This window comes from Pseudomonas rhizophila (assembly GCF_003033885.1).
GTDB lineage: Bacteria > Pseudomonadota > Gammaproteobacteria > Pseudomonadales > Pseudomonadaceae > Aquipseudomonas > Aquipseudomonas rhizophila.
Map to the genome: position 1 here is coordinate 3,959,587 of NZ_CP024081.1, position 23,241 is coordinate 3,982,827.

Annotated in this window: 20 protein-coding genes; 9 read left to right on the forward strand and 11 right to left on the reverse strand. The window is 59.1% G+C overall.

What is annotated here, in order from left to right:
- Nucleotides 1-13 precede the first annotated feature (13 nt).
- A complete protein-coding gene (locus CRX69_RS18340; RefSeq protein WP_076384969.1) occupies nucleotides 14-1,276 on the forward strand; it encodes a transporter in 1,263 nt (420 codons plus the stop codon).
- Nucleotides 1,277-1,395: 119 nt separating this feature from the next.
- Here CRX69_RS18340 and CRX69_RS18345 read toward each other — a convergent pair whose 3' ends face one another.
- On the reverse strand, nucleotides 1,396-2,721 hold the full coding sequence (locus CRX69_RS18345; protein WP_047226543.1) for a sigma-54 dependent transcriptional regulator: 1,326 nt from the start codon (nucleotides 2,719-2,721) through the stop codon (nucleotides 1,396-1,398).
- A 340-nt stretch (nucleotides 2,722-3,061) separates the two neighbouring features.
- On the opposite strand from CRX69_RS18345, the gene CRX69_RS18350 reads away from it, so the two are divergent.
- Both CRX69_RS18350 and CRX69_RS18355 read left to right on the forward strand, forming a co-directional pair.
- Nucleotides 3,062-3,328: a hypothetical protein gene (locus tag CRX69_RS18350; protein ID WP_047226544.1), complete on the forward strand. Its 267-nt coding sequence runs from the start codon at nucleotides 3,062-3,064 to the stop codon at nucleotides 3,326-3,328.
- A gap of 187 nt (nucleotides 3,329-3,515) precedes the next feature.
- Nucleotides 3,516-4,805, forward strand: a complete 1,290-nt coding sequence (locus CRX69_RS18355; RefSeq protein WP_076384971.1) for an NHL repeat-containing protein — start codon at nucleotides 3,516-3,518, stop codon at nucleotides 4,803-4,805.
- A 13-nt stretch (nucleotides 4,806-4,818) separates the two neighbouring features.
- On the opposite strand, the gene CRX69_RS18360 is transcribed toward CRX69_RS18355, so the two are convergent.
- The 3 genes from CRX69_RS18360 to gnd are packed head-to-tail and all read right to left on the reverse strand — an operon-like array spanning nucleotide 4,819 to nucleotide 8,157.
- A complete protein-coding gene (locus CRX69_RS18360; RefSeq protein WP_047226638.1) occupies nucleotides 4,819-5,640 on the reverse strand; it encodes an HAD family hydrolase in 822 nt (273 codons plus the stop codon).
- Nucleotides 5,633-7,156 (reverse strand): glucose-6-phosphate dehydrogenase, encoded by a 1,524-nt coding sequence (gene zwf / locus CRX69_RS18365; RefSeq protein ID WP_107322511.1) that lies wholly within the window; start codon nucleotides 7,154-7,156, stop codon nucleotides 5,633-5,635. Before zwf ends, CRX69_RS18360 begins: the two co-directional genes overlap by 8 nt.
- Nucleotides 7,153-8,157, reverse strand: a complete 1,005-nt coding sequence (gene gnd, locus CRX69_RS18370) for a phosphogluconate dehydrogenase (NAD(+)-dependent, decarboxylating) (RefSeq protein WP_260990091.1) — start codon at nucleotides 8,155-8,157, stop codon at nucleotides 7,153-7,155. The genes zwf and gnd overlap by 4 nt, the downstream gene beginning before the upstream one ends.
- Before the next feature lie 250 nt (nucleotides 8,158-8,407).
- Between gnd and CRX69_RS27705 the strand changes: the two genes are divergently transcribed.
- Nucleotides 8,408-8,581, forward strand: coding sequence for a DUF6026 family protein (locus CRX69_RS27705; protein WP_171061379.1), 174 nt, complete (start codon nucleotides 8,408-8,410; stop codon nucleotides 8,579-8,581).
- Between the two features lie 347 nt (nucleotides 8,582-8,928).
- Complete coding sequence (locus tag CRX69_RS18375) at nucleotides 8,929-10,668, forward strand: phosphoethanolamine transferase CptA (protein ID WP_107322513.1); 1,740 nt, start codon at nucleotides 8,929-8,931, stop codon at nucleotides 10,666-10,668.
- Nucleotides 10,669-10,704: 36 nt separating this feature from the next.
- Here the strand turns inward: CRX69_RS18375 and CRX69_RS18380 are convergent, their stop codons facing one another.
- The 4 genes from CRX69_RS18380 to CRX69_RS18395 form a co-directional block, all read right to left on the reverse strand.
- The gene (locus CRX69_RS18380; protein ID WP_047226549.1) at nucleotides 10,705-11,199 is read right to left on the reverse strand and encodes a GNAT family N-acetyltransferase; all 495 of its coding nucleotides are present in this window, start codon (nucleotides 11,197-11,199) and stop codon (nucleotides 10,705-10,707) included.
- A gap of 57 nt (nucleotides 11,200-11,256) precedes the next feature.
- Complete coding sequence (zapE, locus tag CRX69_RS18385; protein ID WP_107322514.1) at nucleotides 11,257-12,378, reverse strand: cell division protein ZapE; 1,122 nt, start codon at nucleotides 12,376-12,378, stop codon at nucleotides 11,257-11,259.
- Nucleotides 12,379-12,529: 151 nt separating this feature from the next.
- Complete coding sequence (locus CRX69_RS18390) at nucleotides 12,530-12,871, reverse strand: nuclear transport factor 2 family protein (RefSeq protein ID WP_047226551.1); 342 nt, start codon at nucleotides 12,869-12,871, stop codon at nucleotides 12,530-12,532.
- A gap of 51 nt (nucleotides 12,872-12,922) precedes the next feature.
- Entirely contained in the window at nucleotides 12,923-13,639 is a 717-nt protein-coding gene (locus CRX69_RS18395; protein ID WP_047226552.1) for a helix-turn-helix transcriptional regulator, read from the reverse strand.
- 191 nt (nucleotides 13,640-13,830) lie between these two features.
- Between CRX69_RS18395 and CRX69_RS18400 the strand changes: the two genes are divergently transcribed.
- Entirely contained in the window at nucleotides 13,831-14,301 is a 471-nt protein-coding gene (locus CRX69_RS18400; RefSeq protein WP_047226553.1) for an LEA/WHy family protein, read from the forward strand.
- A 1-nt stretch (nucleotide 14,302) separates the two neighbouring features.
- Here CRX69_RS18400 and CRX69_RS18405 read toward each other — a convergent pair whose 3' ends face one another.
- A complete protein-coding gene (locus CRX69_RS18405; RefSeq protein WP_107323276.1) occupies nucleotides 14,303-15,226 on the reverse strand; it encodes a carbon-nitrogen hydrolase family protein in 924 nt (307 codons plus the stop codon).
- Nucleotides 15,227-15,320: 94 nt separating this feature from the next.
- Between CRX69_RS18405 and CRX69_RS18410 the strand changes: the two genes are divergently transcribed.
- Complete coding sequence (locus CRX69_RS18410) at nucleotides 15,321-16,220, forward strand: LysR family transcriptional regulator (protein WP_172833799.1); 900 nt, start codon at nucleotides 15,321-15,323, stop codon at nucleotides 16,218-16,220.
- 3 nt (nucleotides 16,221-16,223) lie between these two features.
- Here the strand turns inward: CRX69_RS18410 and CRX69_RS18415 are convergent, their stop codons facing one another.
- Nucleotides 16,224-16,478, reverse strand: a complete 255-nt coding sequence (locus CRX69_RS18415; RefSeq protein ID WP_076384979.1) for a hypothetical protein — start codon at nucleotides 16,476-16,478, stop codon at nucleotides 16,224-16,226.
- 160 nt (nucleotides 16,479-16,638) lie between these two features.
- Between CRX69_RS18415 and CRX69_RS18420 the strand changes: the two genes are divergently transcribed.
- Nucleotides 16,639-16,956 (forward strand): ElaB/YgaM/YqjD family protein, encoded by a 318-nt coding sequence (locus CRX69_RS18420; RefSeq protein WP_047226556.1) that lies wholly within the window; start codon nucleotides 16,639-16,641, stop codon nucleotides 16,954-16,956.
- A gap of 104 nt (nucleotides 16,957-17,060) precedes the next feature.
- Here the strand turns inward: CRX69_RS18420 and CRX69_RS18425 are convergent, their stop codons facing one another.
- Nucleotides 17,061-18,092: an Ldh family oxidoreductase gene (locus CRX69_RS18425; protein ID WP_076384981.1), complete on the reverse strand. Its 1,032-nt coding sequence runs from the start codon at nucleotides 18,090-18,092 to the stop codon at nucleotides 17,061-17,063.
- A gap of 307 nt (nucleotides 18,093-18,399) precedes the next feature.
- Here CRX69_RS18425 and CRX69_RS18430 point away from each other — a divergent pair, with 307 nt between their 5' ends.
- A complete protein-coding gene (locus tag CRX69_RS18430; RefSeq protein WP_240539546.1) occupies nucleotides 18,400-23,157 on the forward strand; it encodes a dermonecrotic toxin domain-containing protein in 4,758 nt (1,585 codons plus the stop codon).
- Nucleotides 23,158-23,241 lie beyond the last annotated feature (84 nt).

The following is a 23,241-nucleotide window of genomic DNA, read 5'->3' on the forward strand; positions in this document are numbered from 1 at the left end:
GACGGCATATTTCATGTATCGATCCGTATCGTTGCGCGCTGTGATGTGCGTAAGCACCCTTTTACCGGCGCCCCTGCTGCAAGCAGCACCTGACGCCGACATTCAAGCACTGAAGCAGGAGCTTCTCGAGCTCAGACAACGATACGAGGTCCAGCAAAGAGCCCTGGCGGTACTCGAGCAGCGAGTCCGCCAGGTCGAAGATCAACCCGCTGCTCCCGCGCCCAAGCGCCTGGCCAAATCCCCAGCCGACATGAAAGGCAACCAGACTGCGGCTGGCGGCAGCGGTTACGGGCAGTCCCTGGCCGATGATTCACAGCCCGCCCAGAGTGTCTCCAACCTCTATGACGAGGCCAGCGGCTTTTTTGGCGGTGGCAAGTTCAGCTTCGAAACCGGCGTGACCTATTCGCGCTACGACACACGACAATTGATTCTGAACGGCTTCCTGGCCCTGGACTCGATTTTCCTGGGCAACATCAACCTGGACAGGATCAAGGCCGACACCTGGACCCTGGACCTCACCGGCCGTTACAACTTCGACAATCGCTGGCAGTTCGACCTCAACGTACCGGTGGTCTACCGCGAATCCACCTATCAGTCCGGCGGTGCCAACCAAGGGGCAGCTGGGGTGACCAGCGAAGAAACCGTTACCCGCGATCCCACCATCGGTGACGTCAACTTCGGCATCGCCTACAAATTCATGGACGAATCGATCAACAGCCCGGACGCGGTGCTCACTCTGCGCGTCAAGGCGCCAACCGGCGAAGAGCCGTTCGGCATCAAGCTGCGCCAGTCCCAGGCCAACACCAACCTGTTTGTGCCTGAAGAGCTGCCCACCGGCAACGGCGTATGGTCGATCACACCCGGGATCTCGCTGGTCAAGACCTTCGATCCGGCCGTGCTGTTCGGCAGCCTCTCCTACACCCATAACTTCGAAGAGTCCTTCGACGACATAAGCTCCACCGTCAACCAGAGGATACCGGGCAAGGTGCGGATCGGCGACAGCTTCCAGATCGGCGCGGGCATTGCCTTCGCGCTGAACGAGAAGATGAGTATGTCGTTCTCGGTTTCCGACCTCATACAAAAGAAAAGCAAGCTCAAACAGGACGGCGGGGATTGGGAATCGGTGGTTTCCAGCGACGCCAATGCCGGCTACTTCAACATCGGCATGACCGTAGCCGCCAGCGACAACCTGACCATCGTCCCCAACCTGTCCATCGGTCTGACCGACGATGCACCGGACTTCACCTTTAGCCTGAAATTCCCGTATTACTTCTAACGCAGTGCCCTGTGGGAGCGAGCCTGCTCGCGGTAGTGGTAGATCAGTGACCTGTTGGTGACTGACACACCGCTACCGCGAGCAGGCTCGCCCCCACATCGAATAGGGCAAGGCTTGATTCAGCGGATTTGATGCTTGTGCAGAAGCCGGTAGAACGTCGGTCGGGATATGCCCAGCACGCGGGCAGCAACACTCAGGTTGTCACTGTGCCGGTTAAGCACATCGCTCAACGCCTGGCGCTCAGCACGGGTCTTGTAGTCTTCAAGGGTGCCCATCGGCGCCACCGGCCCTTGATGACCTGTCAGGCCAAGGTCCATCGCTTCGATCTGCCGCCCCTCGGCCAACACCAGGCCGCGACGTACCCGGTTGGCCAGCTCACGCACATTGCCCGGCCAGTCATGCTTGCCCATGGCCACCAACGCGTCTTCACTGAAACTGCGAGGCCGGCGACCGGTTTCCTGACTGTAGAAATGCGAGAAGTGGCTGGCCAGCATCGACAAATCGCCATGGCGTTCACGCAACGGCGCCATCAGCACCTGCAGCACGTTCAAGCGATAATACAGGTCTTCACGAAACAGCTTGTGCTCGATGGCTGCTTCCAGATCCACATGGGTGGCGGCCAAAATCCGCACATCGACGGCGATCGGCTGGCTGCCTCCGACCCGCTCGATGTGTTTCTCCTGCAGGAAACGCAACAGATTGGCCTGTAGCTCCAACGGCAGGTCGCCAATTTCATCCAGAAACAACGTGCCGCCGTGAGCCGCTTCGATCCGCCCGATCTTGCGCTGATGGGCACCCGTGAAAGCGCCTTTCTCGTGCCCGAACAATTCCGACTGGATCAAATGCTCCGGTATCGCGCCACAATTGATGGCAATGAACGGTTTGTTGCGCCGATGGGATTGGCGATGCAGCGTGCGCGCCACCAGCTCCTTGCCGGTGCCGCTTTCACCGCGAATCAACACTGGCGATTCAGCAGGTGCCAGCTTGCTCAACAATTTGCGCAGCTCCCGAATGGGTTTGCTGTCGCCCAGTAATTCATGTTCGGGCTCATTGATGTGAATCGAGCCCTGTCCGCGCAAACGCGCCATGCCAAAGGCGCGCCCCAGAGTCACCTGAACCCGGGACACGTCGAATGGCAAGGTATGAAAATCAAAAAACCACTCGCAGACAAAGTCCCCCACATTCTTCAGACGCAACACTTCCTGATTCAGCACGGCGATCCACTCGGTGCCGCTGCGGCTGATCAACTCCTTGACCGCCTCCGGCCGTTCCAGATGAAAAGGTTGAAGTCGCAACAGGCCCACATCGCACGTTCGATCGCCCGCATGTTCAAGGGAACAGCTCTCCACGTCCCAGCCAATGGTGCGTAATCCGGGCAACAGGCGATGGCAATCATCGCAGGGATCAACCACGAGCAGACGACGCGACGTACTGGCTTCGATCATGACTGATCCTTGGCGCCAAAATAAGGAATATGAGGAAAAACAGTCGTTTGGCGAACCTGCATGTAACAGTAGCAAGAAGTTGACACCTGCTTGTATCAATTGATTATCGAGTTCGCTTTAAAGTGGTTATAAGCGCGCGTTTCGTTAGTTGTCGCCCGCTTGAATCTTTCATCAAGCTTTCAAACAAAAGTCCAAAAGCCGGGTCTGAAAGAAAATCGAAATTTATTTAAGGAATGTGTGACCTGCCCCCCCTTACAAGACATCAGTACAAGTAACCAGCCGCCCGGTACGCCCAACCGACGGCACATCATTTGATTGGGCATACTTAAGAGATAACGCCATGAACGCCCCGCTCCGTATCAACGAAGCTCTTTTGATTGCCGACCGCGCCTTTCGTCCTTTTCAATGCGTGGCCTGGGCTCCACAAGACGGTAATGGTGAACTGAGCCTGACCGTCATTGACCGCACCAATACTCATATTGGCCGCACTCAGATTCCAAGCAGTGCCTACACCGACCCGGCCCAACTGGCTGACTGCTTGAAACAGGCCCGTGCCGAGTTGAGCCAGGAAGGCTACACCCTGCAATCCTGGTCCATGCCTGAGTAAATCCTTAGCGGTAAACCTGATGATGGATTGCAGGCTTTGCACTGGATCGAAAAGCCAGTGTTCTGGCACGATTCGCTGCTGTTTCTGCAGCGTCTGATAGTTGTGCATTGTCACATTCAGGGATTGAATGTTGCCCTCATGCAGTCGTCGCCCCTCCGGGCTTATCGACACGCAAGGAGAGGCATGCATGCTCGATCAAACCGCGTTTGCAATGCCGACGGCCGCAGCCTGTGCCGGCCAACTCGACCCAGGCTTTGCCGATAACGGTAAAGCCTGGGTGCATTTTACCGGTAGCTTCGGGAGCCGGACCACGGGCCTGACGGTCGATCATGCCGGAAGGATCCTGGTGGCAGCCCGGATCGAAACGACCGAAGGCAGCCGGTTCGGGCTTGCACGGCTCAACCACGACGGTTCGGCTGACGCGAGCTTCGGACACCATGGCTATGTGATCGGCTCTTTTGAGCGCGGCTTCGAAGCCACGGCAGGCAAGGTGATGGAATTACCCGACGGCCGTATCCTGCTGTCCGGTCTGCACTACGAAAACACCGACCGCACCCTGCCCGCCATCGCGCTGTTCGATCAGCAGGGCCGCGCCGTTCAAAGCTTCGGCAGCGCCGGGCGGCAGGTCATACGGCTGTGCGGCAATCTTTCCCAAGGTCTGCGCGACACCTGGCTCCCACCCGGCGTACCGGGTCTTGAAGCCTGCGACATGCGGGTGCAGGCCGATGGCCGGATCCTCATCCTCGCCAATCATCATTACCAATTATCTGACCATGTCGGCATCCTGATCCGGCTCCTGCCCGACGGCGCATTGGACACTTCGTTCAACAACCGCGGCTTTGTGATGGTCCGGCATCTGTTGAAAAACACTTGGCTGGGTTGTGTGGCGCTTCAGGCCGACGGCAGCATCGTGGTCGGCGGAGTGATTGACTTGCCCCAACAAGGTTTGATGGCCCGCTATGATCCCAGCGGCACACTTGATGACAGCTTTGGCGAGGACGGTTTCCTGTCCATCACGACCCAACAGCACAGCGTGATGGTCAGCCAGATCGTCCAACTTCCAGACGGTGATCTGCAAGCACTGGGCAGCAGCCGCGACCCGATGCATTGCCTGTCGCTAAGAGTGGGCAGGGACGGCAAACCGGACCCTCGCTGCAATCAAGGACAGTGTCAGTTCCTGAAATTTGGCAACAGCGCCAGTCAGTGGACGGCGGCCCAGCTTCAAGCAGACGCAAAGCTGGTGACCGCTGGGGCCACCATCGGCGGTATCGAAACTGACTTCGTTCTGGCCCGGCACTTGCCGGACGCCAGCCTCGATCCGGATTTCGGTGAGGGCAGAGGTTGGGTCCGCACTCGACTGGGCTACAGCCTCGACACCGCCACATCCCTGGCGCTGCAGGCAGACGGGAAGATCCTGGTGGGCGGCTATTCTCTGCATGGCAAGTATCGAGCAGTGGTGGTGCGGTACCGGCCCTGAGGATTTGCTTGGTTCATCGAGCCAGAATGAATCGCTCGATTGCCAGCGCCGCGCCGTCTTCGGTGTTGGCTGCGGTGATGACATCGGCCTGACGCTGAATCGCCTCCTCCGCCTGCCCCATGGCAATCGACAACCCCGCACGGTGAAACATCGCCGGATCGTTGCCACCGTCGCCCATGGCGGCAGTCTGTTCCAACGGCACCCCCAGGAACGCTGCCAGGGTCGCCAGCGCTTCACCCTTGTTTGCCCGCATCGCCGTCACATCCAGATAGATCGGTTGCGAACGCGAGACCTGAGCCTGGCCCTTGAGCAGCGGATGCAAACGCGCCTCCAGCTCAACCAGTAGCTGCGTATTGGCGCTGGTGGCGACGATCTTGTCGATACGTTCCAGGTAAGGCTCGAAACTCTCGACTTGCACCGGCGGATAGCCAAGCCCACGCGTCTCCACCGGCACCATCGGACCGTTGGCGTCGCGCACCAGCCAGTCACCGTCGGCAAACACCCAGACCTCGATATCAGGCTGGTCGGCGTACAAGGCCAGCGTCGCCAAAGCCGCCTCAGGTGGCAGGTAGTGCACGGCGAGGAAACTGCCGTCCGGGTGGACCAGCGTACCGCCATTGAACGCGGCGGTAGGCAGGTCCACGCCCAAGGCTTCGATCTGCTGCAACATCGCCCGGGGCGGCCGCCCGGTGGCGAGGCTGAACATCACGCCCGCCTCGCGCAACGAGCGAACGGCCTCGATGGTGCGCTGGTTGAGACTGTGGTCGGGCAGCAGCAGCGTGCCGTCCATGTCACTGAGTAAAAACCGGATGGGGTGTTTCACCTGATCACTCATCGAGCGCATGCCAAACGCGGCCATCGCGTGTCAGCAGGTCATCTGCGGCCGACGGACCATCTTCACCGGCCTTGTAGAACTGGACCGTCGCGTCCTGTTGCCAGGCATCGAGGAACGGCTGGACCACACGCCAGCCGTTTTCAATGTTGTCGGCACGCTGGAACAAGGTCTGATCGCCGGTCAGGCAGTCATAGATCAAGGTTTCGTAGCCCGTGGACGGTTGCATTTCGAAGAAGTCCTTGTAGGCAAATCCCAGCTCAATATTCGCCATGTCGAGGGTTGGCCCCGGCCGCTTGGCCAGCAGGTCGAACCACATGCCTTCATTGGGCTGGATCTGGATTCTCAAGTACGTAGGTTGCAGTTCATCGACTTCGGTATCGCGAAACTGCGCGTAAGGCGCCGGTTTGAAGCAGATGACAATTTCCGTGTCCCGCACACTCATGCGTTTGCCTGTGCGCAGGTAAAACGGCACCCCGACCCAACGCCAGTTATCGATCATCACCTTGAGGGCGACGTAGGTTTCGGTATTGCTGTCGGGCGCGACATTCGCTTCCTCGCGGTAACCATTGACCGGTCTGTCGCCGACGTGGCCTGCGGTGTACTGGCCACGCACCGAGTTGGCGCGGGCCTGCTCCACCGACCAGGGGCGAATGGCCCCGACCACCTTGGCCTTCTCACCACGCACCGCATCGGCGCCAAAGGCGGCCGGCGGTTCCATGGCCACCATCGCCAGCAACTGGAACAAGTGGTTGGGCACCATGTCCCGCAGGGCGCCGGTGTGTTCATAGAAACTGCCACGGGTTTCCACGCCAACGGTTTCTGCGGCGGTGATTTGTACGTGGTCGATGTAGTGATTGTTCCAGAAGGCCTCGAACAGGCTGTTGGAAAAACGGCTGACCAGAATGTTCTGCACCGTTTCCTTGCCTAGGTAATGGTCGATCCGGTAGATCTGTTTTTCGCTCATGACTTTGAGCAGGCAGGCATTGAGCGCTTCGGCGGTTTGCAGGTCGGAACCGAACGGTTTCTCGATCACCACACGCCGGAAGGCATCATCCTGTTCCTGAAGCAGCCCAGCCGCGCCAAGGCGGCGGACCACTTCACTGAAAAAGCGCGGCGCGGTCGCCAGATAGAAAACCGCGTTGCCGGTGCCACTGGCGGCGATTTTCGCCGTCAGTGCTTGGTAGGTGCTGTCGTCGAGGAAGTCACCCTGAACATAACTGATGCCCCGAGCCAGGCTGGCCCACAGCACCGGGTCGAGCGCCCGGTCGGCATCACCGCCCTTGCTCGCCGCCTGGTGACGGATGAAATCCTCGAGTTTCCGGGCGAAGTCCACATCACTGATAGCATTATGGTCAACGCCAATGATCTGCAGGCCATCCCCCAGCAGCCCGTCGCGACTGAGGTGGTACAGCGCCGGCATCAGCAGACGCTTGACCAGATCACCATGGGCGCCGAACAGAAACAGCGTGGTCGGCGGCGCGGGTTCTGCCTTGGATTTCCTGCCGATCGAGGTCATTTTTTCGGCGTCTCCACGTGACCACCGAAGCCAAAGCGCATGGCCGAGAGCATCTTGTCACCGTAGGTGCTCTGCTGGCGCGAGCGGAAACGGGCGAACAATGAACTGGAGAGCACCGGCACCGGCACCGCTTGCTCAATGGCCGCTTCGATGGTCCAGCGCCCTTCACCACTGTCGGCAACCTCACCGGAGAAGCCGTCCAGCTTCGGATCGCTGGCCAAGGCGTCGGCGGTCAAATCCAGCAGCCAGGACGACACCACACTGCCGCGACGCCAGACTTCGGCGATATCGGCCACGTTCAAGTCAAATCGCTGCTCAGGTGGCAGGCTTTCGCTGGATTTGGTCTTGAGGATGTCAAAGCCCTCGGCGAAGGCCTGCATCATTCCGTATTCAATGCCGTTGTGGATCATCTTCACGAAATGCCCCGAACCGGCCGGGCCCGCGTGGATGTAGCCGCGTTCAGCGCGATCATCGTCGGACTTGCGGTCCCGGGTGCGCGGGATATCGCCCATCCCTGGTGCCAGGCTGTCAAACAAGGGGTCCAGGCGCTTCACCACTTCGGCGTCACCCCCAATCATCATGCAATAACCGCGTTCCAGGCCCCAGACGCCGCCGGAAGTGCCGACGTCGATATAATTCAGGCCCTTGACCGACAACGCCTGCGCGCGACGGATGTCATCCTTGTAGTACGTGTTACCGCCATCAATGATGACGTCGCCCGGCTCCAGCAACTCGCTGAGAGCGTTAATCGTGTCTTCGGTGGGTGCGCCGGCAGGCAACATGACCCAGACAGCCCGTGGTTTTTCCAGACCGGCCACCAGTTGCGGCAGATCCGCGACGCCCGTTGCGCCCTCCTGGCTCAGGTTTTCAACAAAGGCGGCATTGCGATCGTAGACGACGGTGGTATGCCCATTGAGCATCAGGCGCCGCGCAATATTGCCGCCCATGCGGCCCAGTCCAATGATCCCGAGTTGCATGTGCTGATGCTCCCTACTACAAATAAAGGTGTGTCAAAGGTTTAGCTCAATCGACGAGTGGAGGTTAGTCCAGAGCATTGCTGCATAGTTTCCGGGTAATTCGAGCGATCACAAGGGATAACGCTCCAGATCCGGCCAAAGACACAGCGACCATGAAAAATAAAAAAGTTCCAATCACAAGCAAAAGAAATCAGAATCGGCGCCGATAGTAGAGGTGTCGACCAAATACTGGCGACATCTCTATAGTTGATGTACGCCATTTGCGAGGTGAGCAATGGACTCCGTAGTTACCGCACGTCCTCCCCAAACCCTTTACGTGACCATTCGTCGCGACGAATTACGCCTGCTCAAAGAAGAGCGTGATCTGCTGCTTGATGAGGTGACGCAATTGCGCATGCAGTTGCAACACTCCCAGCTGTCCCATCAGAGCCAGGCCCTGGCTCGGTAACCCCCGAGCAGAGGCGCGGCGCCGGAAGTGGCACTGGATAAACCGGTGTCATTTCCATGTGTACCCATTCGTGCCAAGGGCATGTGTTCTTGCCGCAACACGTAGCGGCCAGCCCCTGAGTGCGCGGTTTCAGTGCGTGAGGTTGCAACGCGAACACCGGAAATAAACCTCCTCGCCACAAAAAACGCCTTCGCCACAGCCCCCCGACATTCGTTTTGTAACCAAATATCTAACAAACTTTTCACACCCCCATCGCGATACTCCCGGCCTTTTAGGTAGTTCGGCGCATGTCTGTGGGCATCCATTGGGTGCCAGCGGCTTTGTCGACAGGAAGGCTGGAGCGCTTGATGAGTTTGTTCAAACGCAGCACAACGACTGCGAAAAGTTTTGACTGGGCCGGGTTTGGCTGGTTATTTCTGTTTTTCTGGTATTTCTCGGGCATTACCCAACTGCTCATACTGGTGACCGACACCTCTGGGTTCACCGGGTTTCGCCAGGCATTCGTGATGAGCGCGCTGTGGCTTGCGCCCATGCTGCTCTTTCCTGCCCGGACCCGTTTACTTGCTGCGCTGATCGGCGTGGTCCTGTGGGCTTGCTCCATGGCCAGCCTGGGCTACTTCTTCATCTATCAGCAGGAGTTTTCCCAGAGCGTCATCTTCATCATGTTCGAATCGAACGTTTCCGAAGCCGGCGAGTACATGACGCAGTATTTTGCCTGGTGGATGGTGGCGGCCTTCCTGGCCCATACCGCCGTCGGATATTGGCTCTGGACACGTCTGCGCCCGGTGTACCTGCCCCGCGGCCAAGCCATGGTCGCGGCGACTGCGATTGTGGTGGCAGTTGCCGGCTATCCGCTGGTCAAGCACACCCTGCGTGCAGGTACATTTGCCGGTGGCCTGGAGAAATTCGAAAGTCGCATCGAGCCGGCCGTGCCGTGGCAGATGCTGGTTGCTTACCGGCGCTATGGCGAACAACTGGAAAACATGCAGGGCATGCTTCACAGCGCCAGCAAGATCGCCCCCCTGGGCCACCTGAAGGACGCCATGGCCGACCAGCCCGCCACTCTGGTGCTGGTCATCGGCGAGTCCACCAACCGCCAGCGCATGAGCCTGTACGGTTACCCAAGGAAAACCACGCCGGAACTGGACAAGCTCAAGGACCAGCTCTCGGTTTTCGACAATGTCATCACCCCGCGCCCCTACACCATCGAAGCGCTGCAGCAGGTGCTGACGTTCGCCGATGAACAGAACCCAGACCTTTACCTGAGCACACCGTCCCTGGTGAGCATGATGAAGCAGGCCGGTTACAAGACCTTCTGGATCACTAACCAGCAGACCATGACCAAGCGCAACACCATGCTCACGACCTTCTCTCAACAAGCCGATGCGCAGGTATACCTGAACAACAACCGCAACCAGAACGCGGCGCAATACGACGGCGATGTGATCGCCCCGTTCAACCAGGCCCTGGCAGACAGCGCTGCGCGCAAACTGATCGTGGTGCACCTGCTCGGCACCCACATGAGCTATCAATACCGGTATCCGCCCAGCTTCAAGACGTTCACCGACCGCCAGGGCGTACCGGCGGGGGTACGTGACGACCAGGTCCCGACCTACAACAGTTACGACAACGCGGTGCTGTACAACGACTTCGTAGTGTCCAGCCTGATCAAGGACTACGCCAAAACCGACCCCAACGGCTTTTTGCTGTACCTGTCGGACCATGGCGAAGACGTGTTCGATTCGCCGGGCCACAGCACGCTTGGCCGCAACGAAGGCAAGCCGACCGCGCCGATGTACACCGTTCCGTTCATCGCCTGGGCCTCGCCCAAGTGGCGTGAAACTCATGACTGGAACTTCAGCGCTGACCTGTCACGCCCCTACAGCAGCGCTCACTTGATCCACACCTGGGCAGACCTGGCCGGTTTGAGTTTTGATGAACTGGACCGCAGTAAAAGCCTGGTGAGCGATGACTTCAAGGCCCGCCCGCTGTTGATCGGCAACCCTTATGAACACCAGCGCAAAGCCTTGATCGACTTCAGCCTGATGCAGCCCAAGGCGCCTGCGGTGCGGGTCGTGCAAAAATAACCGCACTGCCCTCGCCCGCTACCACAGGGGCGGCCTCTACAGGGGCTTTGTCCAGAACAGCATACGGCCATGGGCCGGGTCGAACATGCCAGGGGCAAAGCCAAACCTGGTATAGCTGGCCTGGGCGATGGCATTGCCTTCAAGCACTTCCAGGGTGATTTTGCAGCAACCACGCTGGCGGGCGATATCCTCGACCTTCTGCAGCATCTTCTGGCTCAACCCCAACCCGCGGAACGGCTTCATCACCACAACATCGTGGACATTGACCAGCGGTCTGCAGGCGAAGGTCGAAAAACCTTCGAAGCAATTGACCAGGCCCGCTGGTTCGCCGTTGACGAAAGCCAGTACGCTGAAGGCATGCGGGCGCTTGGCCAGTTCCTCGGGTAGATGCAGCAGCACTTCCGGCGGCAGCGACTGACCACCGCCCATTGGATCTTCGGCATAGCCGTTCAGCACATAACAGATTGCTTCGGCGTGGACTGCATTGGTGTAGCTGGCTTGCAATACAAGAATGTCCCTGGTTTCTTCCACGGCGTTCCATCTCACTTCGGTAGTACCGACGGCTCCGGTGCCGTCGGCGGGATACGGTCAGGCGGACTGACCAAAACGCTGCATTTGCATTTCCTGCAGGCGGCTGAGCGTACGACGAAACGGGAATTGCAGATAGCCCTCGGTGTACAACCGGTCCATCGGTACCTGTGCCGAAAGGTACAACGGCACCTTGCGGTCGTAGCATTCATCGACCAGGGCAATGAACCGTCGCACACCGTCATCATGAATGGACAACTGCGGCAACTCACGATCACCGGCCTCGACCCTTTCAACCCCGTCTTCGGTTCCACGGGCAATGCGCCCCTCGCGCTGCTCGGCGCTCAGATTGGGTACGTCGCTGATCAGAATGGCCTTGAAACGGTCGCACAGTGCCATGAAATCCATGGCTGAGAACGGCTGTTCGCACATATCCGCGTAACGACTCCAGAGCACCGTATCGCTGGCCCGCACGGGCTGAAGCAGACGATGGCCAACTTCAATCGGCAAACTGTTGGACGCCTGTCCTGCGGTCAACTGGGCAAAAACAGCCTCCAACGGATCGGGTTGTCCGCCGTCGCGTAGCCAGTAGCGCTGCTGCAATGCTCCCGGATGCTGGCGATGATCTTGCCATCCGTTCACCGGCACGACCCGCATGTGCTGCTTGATCGCCGTGATGGTGGGCAGGAATCGCTCGCGGTTGTGGCCGTTGGCATAAAGCTCCTCGGGCGGCAGGTTGGAGGTGCTGACCACCACCATGCCCCGCTCGAACATGACCTGAAACAGACGACCCAGAATAATGGCATCGCCAATGTCGGTGACGAACAACTCGTCGAAACACAACACCCTGACCTCTTGGCTCAGTTCTGCAGCCAATGCCTGCAAAGGGTCCGGCGTGCCCGTAAGCTGGAACGAGCGCTGATGCACCCAGGCCATGAAATGATGGAAATGCTGACGACGGGCCGGCACCCTCAGGCTTTCGTAGAAACGGTCCATCAACCAGGTCTTGCCGCGGCCGACCGGCCCCCAGAGATAAACGCCCTGGATCGACTTGCGCCCCTCGTGCAGTGCCTGGTGGCACTCTTGCAGAGCCATGATGGCCAGTTCCTGGGCTTCATCCTGGACAAAGCCATGGTGTTCGATGGCATGCTGCCAGGCGCTCAAGGGGGAGTCGAAAGTCATACGGCCCGGATCCGGAAAACGAGGTCGGGGAGTATGCCATGTCGGCGGCTTTGAGTGAGTGATCTCACCTGTCTGTGAACCCAAACAAAACCCTGTGGCGAGGGCGATTTATCCCCTCCCCACAGGTGTTGACGATCCAACGTGCAAACATCTAGATCGAGATATCCAGCCGACTGATCTTCCCCTGCTCGTCGAGCCGGAAGGTGTAGCGCAACTCCAGCGGGCTGCCGGGGAAAGTTCCGGAGATCAGGTTATGCACCAGCACCTTGCCGGTGCGTTGCTGCACATTGAGCACCTCGACCCGAGGCTGTAAACGCCGGGCGGTGTCTTCCATCCATTGAGCGATGGCCTGGGTGCCGGCGCGGTGCTGGCCTTCATCGAACACGTTGGCATCCTCGGCGAAAAAACGCGTCACCGCCGAACTGTCACGAGCATTGGCGGCTGCAATGTAGCCGGCAATGGCCGGGGCCAGGGAAGAGACGGGATTGGACATGGTAGGGCTCCTTGTTTTATCGATCTGACACCATGCTAGAACAGCCTTGTGTCAGTTTTTGTCAGGAGTGAAACGCCCCATTTCGTCCAGTTCCATCAGCTTGAACCAGGCGCGCAACAAGTCGCTGCGCCGGCCAGGATAGCGCTCGCCCTGCTCGGTGGCAGAAGCAATCCGGTCAGTGCGAAAGGTCCGATAGGCGCCGCGTAGTTCACACCAGGCAACCACTACCCGCGCCTCATTGAAAAAACCCAGGGCCAACGGCCAGATCAGGCGCTGGCTGGGGGTTTTGTTCACGTCGGCGTAATCGATATGCAGCTTGGCTTGGGCGCGAATGGCCTGGCGGTACACATTCAGCTCCACCGTATTCTGTGGATAGCCATAGCCAGGAGGCCCGGGCAATACCGTGGGGTTGCGCAGGGCATCCCGGACGTCAGGCGCCAGCACTGCGGCCACCTTGGCCAAAGCGTCGGCAGCAGCCTTGCCCAGCACCTCGTCGCCACGCTGATCAACGTAGCGCAGCCCCAGCACAATGGCTTCGATTTCATCAGCCGTGAACATCAATGGCGGCAGGAACAGGCCGCTGCGCAACACATAGCCAATGCCCGCCTCGCCCTGGATCGGCGCCCCCAGGGCCGAGAGTTCGGCGATATCGCGGTAGAGCGTGCGCTCGGACACTTTCAACTCGGCCGCCAATGTCGCAGCGGTAACCGGGCAGCGCTTGCCTCGCAAGACTTGCAATAATGTGAGCAGTCGAGTGGTACGCGACACGATGGACGATCCGGAAAAAAGATTGACGCAGATTAGCAGAGCCTGGTGTCAGAAACTGTCAGGAGCCATGAGCCCTGCCTGGATTGAACTGGACGGGAAACCGCGTGATGTGCGGTGGTTTGAGAGAAATGTGGGTTATCGTGCTCAACAGCTCGCCCGTTTGCCCTACCTATTATCGTGAGAGTTTATCCATGCGCAGAGCCCTCGGTGTGTCCCTTTTCCTGATGTTGCTCAGCCTGAGCGCCTGCGCCCTCTTCCCGCACCGCGATCCGCTGAACATCACCGTGGTGGGCATCGAACCGTTGCCCAGCCAGGAGCTGGAGATGCGCTTTGCCGTGAAACTGCGATTGCAGAACCCTAACGAAACCGCCATCGATTACAACGGTGTCGCGCTCGACCTCGAGGTTAATGGCCGGACACTGGCATCGGGGGTCAGCGATCAGACCGGATCCATCCCACGGTTCTCCGAGGCGGTACTGAGCGTGCCAGTGAGCATCTCGGCTTTCTCCGTGCTGCGCCAGACGCTGGGCCTGAGCCAGACCCAAAGCCTGGACAACCTGCCTTACGTACTCAAAGGCAAACTGGCCGGTGGACTGTTCGGCACCCTGCGCTTCGTGGATCGCGGCACCCTGGACTTGCCGGGTACCGCGGCCACTTGGTAAATCAGCGAGTGAAACGCACGCCGGGTTTGGCCCGCTCGTCCACCACCAGTTCGAACACATCTGGCCTGGCGTAATGGCCGACCACGTCATAGTCGTAGCGCGCCGGTACCAGTTCATCGGTATCGATTTCGGCGGTCAACAACCCGCTTGTGCCTTTAAGCGGACCGGCCAGGACGTCCCCCATGGGGCCGACAATTACACTGCCGCCGGCAATCAAGGGACGCTCGGCGGGCCAGTTCGCCACTTCAATGCCCAGCGCCTGAGGCGAGGCCTGAACCTGACAGGCGCTGACCACGAAACAACGACCTTCGTGGGCGATATGACGCATGGTCACCTGCCACATCTCCCGCTCATCCACCGTCGGCGCACACCAGACCTGCACCCCTTTGGCGTACATCGCGGTGCGCAACAGCGGCATCATGTTCTCCCAACACACCGCAGCGCCTACACGACCGACCTGGCTGTCGATCACCGGTAAAGTCGAGCCGTCGCCCTTACCCCAAATCAGACGCTCAGTGCCAGTGGGCATCAGCTTGCGATGCTTGGCCACCAGGCCGGCATCGGGCTCGAAATACAGGGCGGTGCAGTACAAGGTACTGCCGTCACGCTCAATGACCCCCACTACCAGACTTGCCCCCGTGCGCGCCGAAAACCCGGCCAAGGCCTCGGTTTCACTGCCCGGCACGTCGATGGCGTTGGCAAAATAACGAGCAAAGGCCTCGCGCCCCTCGGGCAACCGGTACCCCAGCTGTGTACCGAAGCGTTCTCCCTTCGGATACCCACCCAGCAGCGCTTCGGGCATCACCACCAAGCGTGCTCCGGCCTGGCGTACGGCATCTTCATAGGAAAGGATCTGCGCCAGGGTGTCAGCTTTGCCTCCGGGCAACGAGCCGATCTGCAGGGCAGCCACAATGGATTTGGGCATGGTTTTCAACTCCTCGATCATCTGGGGTTGCTGATTTTCAGGTGCCAGACGATCATGAATAAAGCCCCATACGCTGCTAAATGATATGAGTGTTATGAATATCGCGGATGTCGACCTTAATCTGCTCAAGACCTTCGAAGCCCTGCACGATGAATCCAGCGCCAGCCGCGCCGCGCTACGCCTGGGCGTGACCCAGTCGGCCATCAGCGCGGCGCTGCGCAGGCTTCGAAACCTGTATGACGATCAATTGTTTGTGCGCACTGGCCGCGGCCTGGCGCCGACCTTACGGGCCAATCAGCTCAAACCGGTGATCAGCGACGCACTGAATAAATGTCGCCAGAGCCTGGCGATGGTTGACCCCGATGCCAGTCACTACGAAGGTCGCTCGGTCATCGTCGGGTTGTCCGATGATTTCGAAATTGCCCATGGCCGGCGCTTGATCGAGGACGTGGCACGACGCGCGCCGGGGCTGCGATTGATTTTTCGCCAGACCCATAGCCAGATCGTCGGCCGGGCGCTGATGGAGCGCAGTTTCGATCTGGCGATCACGGCGGGAGGGTTTACCGAACGCTTGCTCAGCCGTCAGGTACTGGGCGAAGGCGACTACGCCTGTCTCGTCGACCCGGCCAGCCTGACGCAGGACCAGCAGACGCTGACCCTAGAGGCGTTCGTGGCCCGTGAGCATCTGCTCGTGTCTTCCGGTGGGTTCATCGGCATCACCGACGAAGGGTTGGCCGGCCTTGGGCTGAGCCGGCGGGTGTGTGCCTCGACCACCCACTTTGCCGCCCTGCCGTTCCTGCTCAAGGGCAGCCAGGCCGTGGCGACCATTCCGCTGCATGCCGCCGCGGCGATCGCCTCCCTCAGTGGCCTGGCGTTGCTGCCCTGCCCGCTGGACCTGCCCCGCTACCCGATCGAACTGGGCTGGCGAACCCATACGCAGATGGACCCGGCCGTGGTCAAGGTGCGTGAGGCTATCATCGCGACCTTTGCCTGAGGTTTATTTGTTGGCTGCCATCAGACGATTGACTTCACTGCGCACCATGTTGGCGTACTCAGGCGGCGACATGCCGTCCAGTTCGGCACGTACCCATTCGGACCACTTGCCCTTGCGCTTGGAACGCTCGCCGAACAACCGGGCCGCGTCACCCTTGGCCTTGCCCAGATTGTTTTGCCACAGTTCAAAAAGTCGGGACTTTTCGTCTTCCAGTGCCGCGCGCTCGGCCAGGGGCTTGTCAGCCAGATTGAAACTCATGGGAATTACCTGTTGCGTAAATATGCGCCATCTTACACCTTGAAGAGGCGCGTCTTAACCACGTTTTATGATCCACAGTGCTGCCGCTGCCAGACGCTGCAACTTTTGCTCAAGGGCAGCACTCCATTGTTCACTGCCATCATCAGCAAGGAGTACCTCAATGGCTCGCAAAAGCACGCTGCAAGGGAATGGAGAGCAAATCAAGGATCAAGCCTTCAGTGAACTGAAGGCTTTGATTGAGGAATCGGAAAAGCTGCTCAAAAGCAGCGCCTCACTGGTCGGCGAAGACGCTGAAAACCTGCGCGACCAGATCTCGCAGAAGCTGCAACAAGCCCTGGATTCGGTTGCCAGCGCACGGGAGCGGACCCGGCCGATGGTCGATGCCACCGAAGTCTATATCGGCGGACATCCATGGCAGACCGTGGCCATTTCCGCAGGCTTCGGCCTGGTGGTGGGGTTGTTGCTCGGACGCCGTTAAGCCCTTGGCAAAAACCTGTTTGAATGATCACTGATAGTGTGGCGAGGAGATTTATTTCCTCGCCACAGATGCGTGAACCGCCAGAGCCTCATCCGAAGCCGGCTTTACAAACCCGCCAACTCCCGCAACTGCGCCAATGTCTGCCCGTCCAGTGCGATCCCCCGCTCATTGGATTTGCTGCGCTCGTTGTGTCGACGATCACCCGGCAGCCGTCGCAACCCGACACCATGCATCTGCCTGACCAGCTCCTGGCTGCGCTCGGCGAAGTTCTGCCCGGCGGCCTTGCTCGGGTCGATCACGATCAACAACTGACCGGTCCAGGGTGTCTTGGCCCCAGGATGGTTGTGCCAATCGAACTCGAAGGAAAAGTTGCCACCGGTCAGGGCGGCCGCCAGCAGCTCGACCATCATCGACAACGCCGAGCCCTTGTGTCCGCCAAAAGGCAGGAGCGCCCCGCCTTCGAGAATCGCCTTCGGATCGCAGGTCGGCTGACCGAGGCTGTCCACCCCCATTCCTGGCGGTAGTGACTCGCCCTTGCGTGCAGCAATCTGCACATCTCCGTGAGCAATCGCGCTGGTGGCCAGGTCGAAGACAATCGGCTCACCATCGGCCCGTGGCGCAGCGAAGGCAATGGGATTGGTACCAAAGAGTGGACGGTCAGCACCGTGAGGCACCACGCACGTCATGCTGTTGACCACGCTCAATGCCACGAGACCTTCATAGGCAAACGGCTCGACATCCGGCCACAGGGCAGCGAAGTGATGGGAGTTGCGGATCGCCAACACTGCAATCCCGGCGCTGCGGGCCTTGGCCACCAGCAACGGACGTGCGGCGGCCAGGGCCGGCTGGGCGAAGCCGTTACCAGCGTCCACCCGTACAAACCCTGATGCCACATCTTCGACCGTGGGTACTGCCTGACCATTGACCCAACCACTTTTCAGCGTCGAGACATAACCGGGAATGCGAAACACCCCATGACTGTGGGCGCCATCACGTTCGGCTCCGGCGCAGTTTTCGGCCAGGGCCCGGGCGACCTCGGCCGACGTGCCGTGTCGCAGGAATATTTTCTCCAGCAAGCTCACCAAAGCGGAAAAAGACAGGGTGCTTGAACCGGCATGATCGGATAGCGCAGACATCTGAAGCTCCAGAGTGATTGTTGGAGGTAGCAACAGCGTAAGGGGAACCAGCCGGCTGATTAAACACCGCTTCACTGTCGGAGCAAAGCTTGCTCGTGCCGGATTACGCTGATCACCGCGCTTGGGTGCGGTAACTATGTACCACCTTGGCTCATTGATCGTTGCCTAGTCTGGCCGCTCATCCACCAAACGTGCCGCCTCGCGGCGCCTTGAGCGAGAAGCAACGATGACCACTGCAACTACGCCGTTATTATTTCCCGAGGTATTGGCCGCCAATAACCTGGAGGACTTGAACGCCCCCCACGGATTGACCCAGGCCGACCTCGACTGGCTGCACCACGTGTCCCTGTCCAACCACACGCTGCGCGCCGCACAGACGCCCCCCATGTCTGCCGAAACGATTCGCTTGCAGGTCGACGCAAACGCGCCGATCCCGCTGGCCGGCTGCCTTGTGCTCAAAGCGCTGACAGACGCAGACGCAGCGCAGACCCAGCCTGCGTTCCTCTACACGCCCTACGGCGGAATCAGAAAATTCGACAGCCCCGAAGCTCTCGAAGAGAAGATGGAAGCAATGCTGGACAGTCCAGCCGAGCGTGACGATCTTTTTCGGCTGTTATCGATTTCCCAGCGCGCCGAACTCAACAGCACCTCCGCGATCAGAACGACCCGGCAACGTATCGACGGTGACGTCTTCAACACCCTGGTCGAGTCCATCGAGTTCGCTCAAAGCCTCAACGCCCGAACAATGGTGGATGAACTGATCAAGTTACCCTCCCTCAGTACGATGCTTGACGCGATCTTGAATGAGGTGCTGTCCAACTTTGATCATCGACAGACCCGCGTAACCATGAGCACGTGGAGTAGCGTGGGGAGTCAGAAGGCAAGCCAGTTGACCAGAAGCATGACACTCAGCGAGGCGGTCCTGGCCTACTTCCACAGCCAGGGTCGGCCCGCCGGGCAAGACGTTGACTTCATTCATCCAGGCATCACCGTATCACCGCAAAACAAGCGTCAATGGGAGAGCGTGTTGAAGGTGACCGCCAGCAACCTGATCCCCAGCCTTGCCCACTGTATCGACGCTTATTGGGACGCCACCGGCCCGTTCAATACCTCGCGCCGGCGCTTTCTTTCCCAAGTTCTCAGCGATGCGCTACAAGCCACGATTCTGATCAAGCGGGAGAAAAGACAACTCACCGAGGCCCACGCCCAGGAACTGCTGCGGCTGTACAGGCCATCTCGCCCGGACGAACCGCTGCTGTTTATCGAAACCCTGCGTCTTTGGGAATATGAGCCGCTCTACGTAGAGCTGGCGGGTTCTTTGATGATCAGCGCCAAGGGACACTATCTCTATACCCCCAGTCACGGCCTTGAGAAAGTCGACAACTACCTGGGTTTCAAGGATGCACTGCTCAATACCCCCACCGGCGCAGGGCGAAAGGAAGAACTCTACAGTCTGCTCAGCCTGGAGGAGCGCAACCGCTTCCTGCGCTTTGACGATCCCCAGGTGTCAGGTAAGGCGGTGACGTGGCCGGTATTCGAGTCTCTGGCTGATGCGATCATCGGCAAACAGTCGAAAAACCTTCATTTCGCAATGGAGATGTCCCGCCAGGGGGACGTGGACGTCCACGCGCTCGTTGACAAGGCCCTGGACATACGCAGCCTGATCGGCAAAAACCTGCTGACGCAAAAAACCGCTGGACACTGGGGCACGCAGCCGGTTTTTTACGGGGACCTGCGCCCGTCCAATTTCATGGCTGATCAACTGGAGAGAAAGATCAAGAGCTACGCCAGTGTCGAAGAGGCCTTGAATGCCGAACTGAGCCGATTGCCACTCTCCAGCGACACCTCGCTGCGTCACGCATTGAAAGGCCTTCTTCCTAAACTGACCAACGTCTTTTCCCTGGGAATACGTGCAGAAGCCGAACTCAGAGAACTCAACGCAACCCTGTCTCCCGCCGCGCGCGACCTTATCGCCGCGGTCTTTGCCTTTGATGCCGAATATCCGGACCGCACTCAACGCATCGGGGTAAAGGGCTTCCGGCCCGATGTCTATTCGCTGAGGCTGGCATGTACCGAGGACGGCAAAACCGTCTCTTTGCCGCTGGCCAATTGTTTCCTGCTGACCGAACGCGGCGGGCTGGATACGCCTCATTCCGGCCTGGCAATTCTCTGGACACCGGCCGACGGTTTACAAGTGTTTGCCTCAGTCGAACTTGCCACCCAGCAATTGAATCGCCACCTGCTCGACTCACGAAAGCGCTCTGGTCTGCTCGCCAACCTCTGGCCCGCCCAACGCAAGCCCCATGGACGTTATCAACTGGATGTGTTTGAGCTGATCGAAGACAACGTGCTGCTCAATCGGATGAAGTCGTTCAACGCACTGTTCGAGGCCCAATACAGGTATCTGAGCACGCTAAAGAGCGGGGACTGGCAACTGACAGGGCCTGAACGGGTAAAAAGCCTGGGCACATTGCTTGAAAAGGCCGCGCCTACCAATCTGACACACGCCACACGTATCGCCCAGGCGATCCGCTTGCAACAGAAACTCCCCGCCTGGCTTGGCGCCGCACCACTTGAAGAACAGCGCCTACAGGTTGACCTGCTTGAGCAATACAGAAGCAGTGTCGACGATGACGAGGATTATCTGGACGGTATCGAGCCCCTGCACACCTATGTGAGCAAAAAGCTCAAAGCGCTCCTGGATGCGCGTTTCGCCGTAAAAGACCTGGATCCTGCCACCCTGTTGATCACCCCGAACCATGCGTTGGCGGGGCCCGCCAGCAGCTTGACCGAGTTCGCCCTCAATCATGCCGACTTCACTCAAAAGACAGGCTTCAGGGTGTCCTCGACCTCCGGGCGCGCGTTGCCCGACAGCCTGAACGAGACGGCTGTCAGACAAATGCTGCTGTCGTTGGACATACCCTCTGCCTATAAAAAGATCGTACTGGACGAACTCTCCACTACCTCGACCGATGGCCAGAAAAGAAAGCAGCGATTTCGCCGGCAGTTGCCCTGGCAACTGTTGCAACATGCCCACGCACTGCATCTACAACAGCACCTTTCTCCCACAGGGTTTGACTTGATTCGCCAGGTACTGGACATGCCGGATGCCATCGCACGCCAGGCAGTGGACGGCGCCAGCGCGTTGATTCGTCCACTGGAGCTGATCAAAACCCGGGGAGCTGCGGCGATCAAGGCACTGGGGCTCTACCTGATCGGATCAAGCACCGATGATACTGCCCCCCATGTGCTGTATTCCCCCTACCATGCGGGCCACAACTTCACCGAGTTCAAGGACCAGGGCAGCCTCATTGCAGCCTTCAACACGCCGGGCGCGTTGCAGGACCTGCTGATTCGTCGACTTCCCGAAAGCCAGCAAGCCACGTTCAAGAACCTGTTCGCCGCCACGGTCGGTTCTCTATCGGAAATCACCCTGGCTTCCAATCCGATCAAGACCAACCTGTTCGATGTATTGTTCAACGACAATACAACCCTGTTATCGGACATGCTGAGCGCACAAACAGAAAAAAACCGCCAGTTTGACTGGGAAACGGCCCTGCATTTGTTCAGCGCCGGCGTCAAACTGGTGGGGCGGCAGTTGCAAGGCAAACTGACGTTTATCGAAACGCTTTGGGAAAGTTACCAAGACTTCAAGGCCTCTTCTGAATCCCTGCAGCAGCATGACTGGAAAGCAGGCTTGCACGACTTCATCGCCGGCGCGGCAGAGATGGTCTCACTTGGCTTCCTGAATCGCGACGACACCTTCGGCCTGCTCGACCCGATAAGTCCCGGCACGCAGAACGCCTCCATGGCGACCCCGCCCCGCTGGAAAGACATCGCCTCCACCGCCCCGACGCGCACCAACCTGCGGGCCTTCGAAGCCACGGAGGTGAGCCTGCACAACCTGCAGAAGAACCGGATCGACGGAACCTACAGGGCCCCAGGGTCCGACAAGCTTTACGCACCTGTTGCCGGCATGGTTTTTCAGGTGGCCAAAGCCAATCAGGTCTGGCGCGTGGTCCATGAACAGGGAGAGGGCCCAATACTGAGGCAGTCGCCTGATAACCAGCAATGGACCGTAGACCCACAACGGCAGACCATTCGCTACGGCAAAGTGATGTCAACGCTGGCCAATTCCTACAGCGACTACAAGGCTTCAACGTCGCTCAACATTGAGGCTCGGGGCATGGCGCAAATACGCCGCAAATACCCGGCTTACGCAAACATGATCGAGCAGGCCCTGGAGGTGGCCAGGTATTACTCATTCAACGCCCTGCATAATCTGGATCAGATCAAACATCAGGTCCCGCCGGGCTCTCGGCTGGATACCTTCCTGAAGACGTTTTTTGGGGTGAGGACAGTCGACGCCAGCCTGATCAAGAAAATACACACCGCCGTCTCGCCGCTGTGCCGGGCATTGGCTGATCCGTCCTGGGAAACCCGCAACGCCAAGCGCCTTGTAATCGGCCGTTTGAAATACATGGACGATAGAGCCACCGCATTCGTGCTCGAACCGGAAAAGGCAGGAAGAATCTATCTGACCCAGTATTTCTTCGAGGTCGGATTGGATTGGTACAAGGACGCGGTCCCGGATTCCTTCAATGTCGATGCCCACGCCCAGGCCGCGGTGCTTATCCACGAAGTTTCTCATCAGCTTTTCGACACGCTCGATATTGTCTATCTGGACGCGGCACTGCCGTTTCTGGACCTGATTTCCAATGCCACTCAGTTCGGACATTCAAAATACAATTATCAAAAGGACCAGCAACGCAACGGGCTGTCGTTGACCACGCCACGATCCAAACTGTTCATGGGCTGGGACAGTGCAGCCGGCGGGCTCAAGAGCCTGGAGCTTTTCCCCGAGCATCGGGATATGGCCCGGGAAATCCTGAAGATGACCGGCGCCAGAAGCATGAGCGAGGCGCGCAGTATCTTTCTGGATCCAGGTTCACCGACAGCACGCATCGACGTGATCTTGCGAAACGCCGACTCCATGACGCTACTCATCTGTGAGCTGGGTCGACAGCTGGACTCCCCACCCTTGAGTCCCGCTGCCACGTTTTAAACGGTCTCTGCGAACGCTGCGCGCGGACGGGTCTTGATCTTTTTTTCACGAGATGTATGCCACGCTATAACCACGACATACCGG

Coding starts and splice junctions, on each gene's coding strand:
- CRX69_RS18340 (WP_076384969.1), top strand. CDS start 14: ATGTATCGATCCGTATCGTTGCGCGCTGTGATGTGCGTAAGCACCCTT.
- CRX69_RS18345 (WP_047226543.1), bottom strand. CDS start 2,721: ATGATCGAAGCCAGTACGTCGCGTCGTCTGCTCGTGGTTGATCCCTGC.
- CRX69_RS18350 (WP_047226544.1), top strand. CDS start 3,062: ATGAACGCCCCGCTCCGTATCAACGAAGCTCTTTTGATTGCCGACCGC.
- CRX69_RS18355 (WP_076384971.1), top strand. CDS start 3,516: ATGCTCGATCAAACCGCGTTTGCAATGCCGACGGCCGCAGCCTGTGCC.
- CRX69_RS18360 (WP_047226638.1), bottom strand. CDS start 5,640: ATGAGTGATCAGGTGAAACACCCCATCCGGTTTTTACTCAGTGACATG.
- zwf (WP_107322511.1), bottom strand. CDS start 7,156: ATGACCTCGATCGGCAGGAAATCCAAGGCAGAACCCGCGCCGCCGACC.
- CRX69_RS27705 (WP_171061379.1), top strand. CDS start 8,408: ATGGACTCCGTAGTTACCGCACGTCCTCCCCAAACCCTTTACGTGACC.
- CRX69_RS18375 (WP_107322513.1), top strand. CDS start 8,929: ATGAGTTTGTTCAAACGCAGCACAACGACTGCGAAAAGTTTTGACTGG.
- zapE (WP_107322514.1), bottom strand. CDS start 12,378: ATGACTTTCGACTCCCCCTTGAGCGCCTGGCAGCATGCCATCGAACAC.
- CRX69_RS18390 (WP_047226551.1), bottom strand. CDS start 12,871: ATGTCCAATCCCGTCTCTTCCCTGGCCCCGGCCATTGCCGGCTACATT.
- CRX69_RS18400 (WP_047226553.1), top strand. CDS start 13,831: ATGCGCAGAGCCCTCGGTGTGTCCCTTTTCCTGATGTTGCTCAGCCTG.
- CRX69_RS18405 (WP_107323276.1), bottom strand. CDS start 15,226: ATGCCCAAATCCATTGTGGCTGCCCTGCAGATCGGCTCGTTGCCCGGA.
- CRX69_RS18410 (WP_172833799.1), top strand. CDS start 15,321: ATGAATATCGCGGATGTCGACCTTAATCTGCTCAAGACCTTCGAAGCC.
- CRX69_RS18415 (WP_076384979.1), bottom strand. CDS start 16,478: ATGAGTTTCAATCTGGCTGACAAGCCCCTGGCCGAGCGCGCGGCACTG.
- CRX69_RS18420 (WP_047226556.1), top strand. CDS start 16,639: ATGGCTCGCAAAAGCACGCTGCAAGGGAATGGAGAGCAAATCAAGGAT.
- CRX69_RS18425 (WP_076384981.1), bottom strand. CDS start 18,092: ATGTCTGCGCTATCCGATCATGCCGGTTCAAGCACCCTGTCTTTTTCC.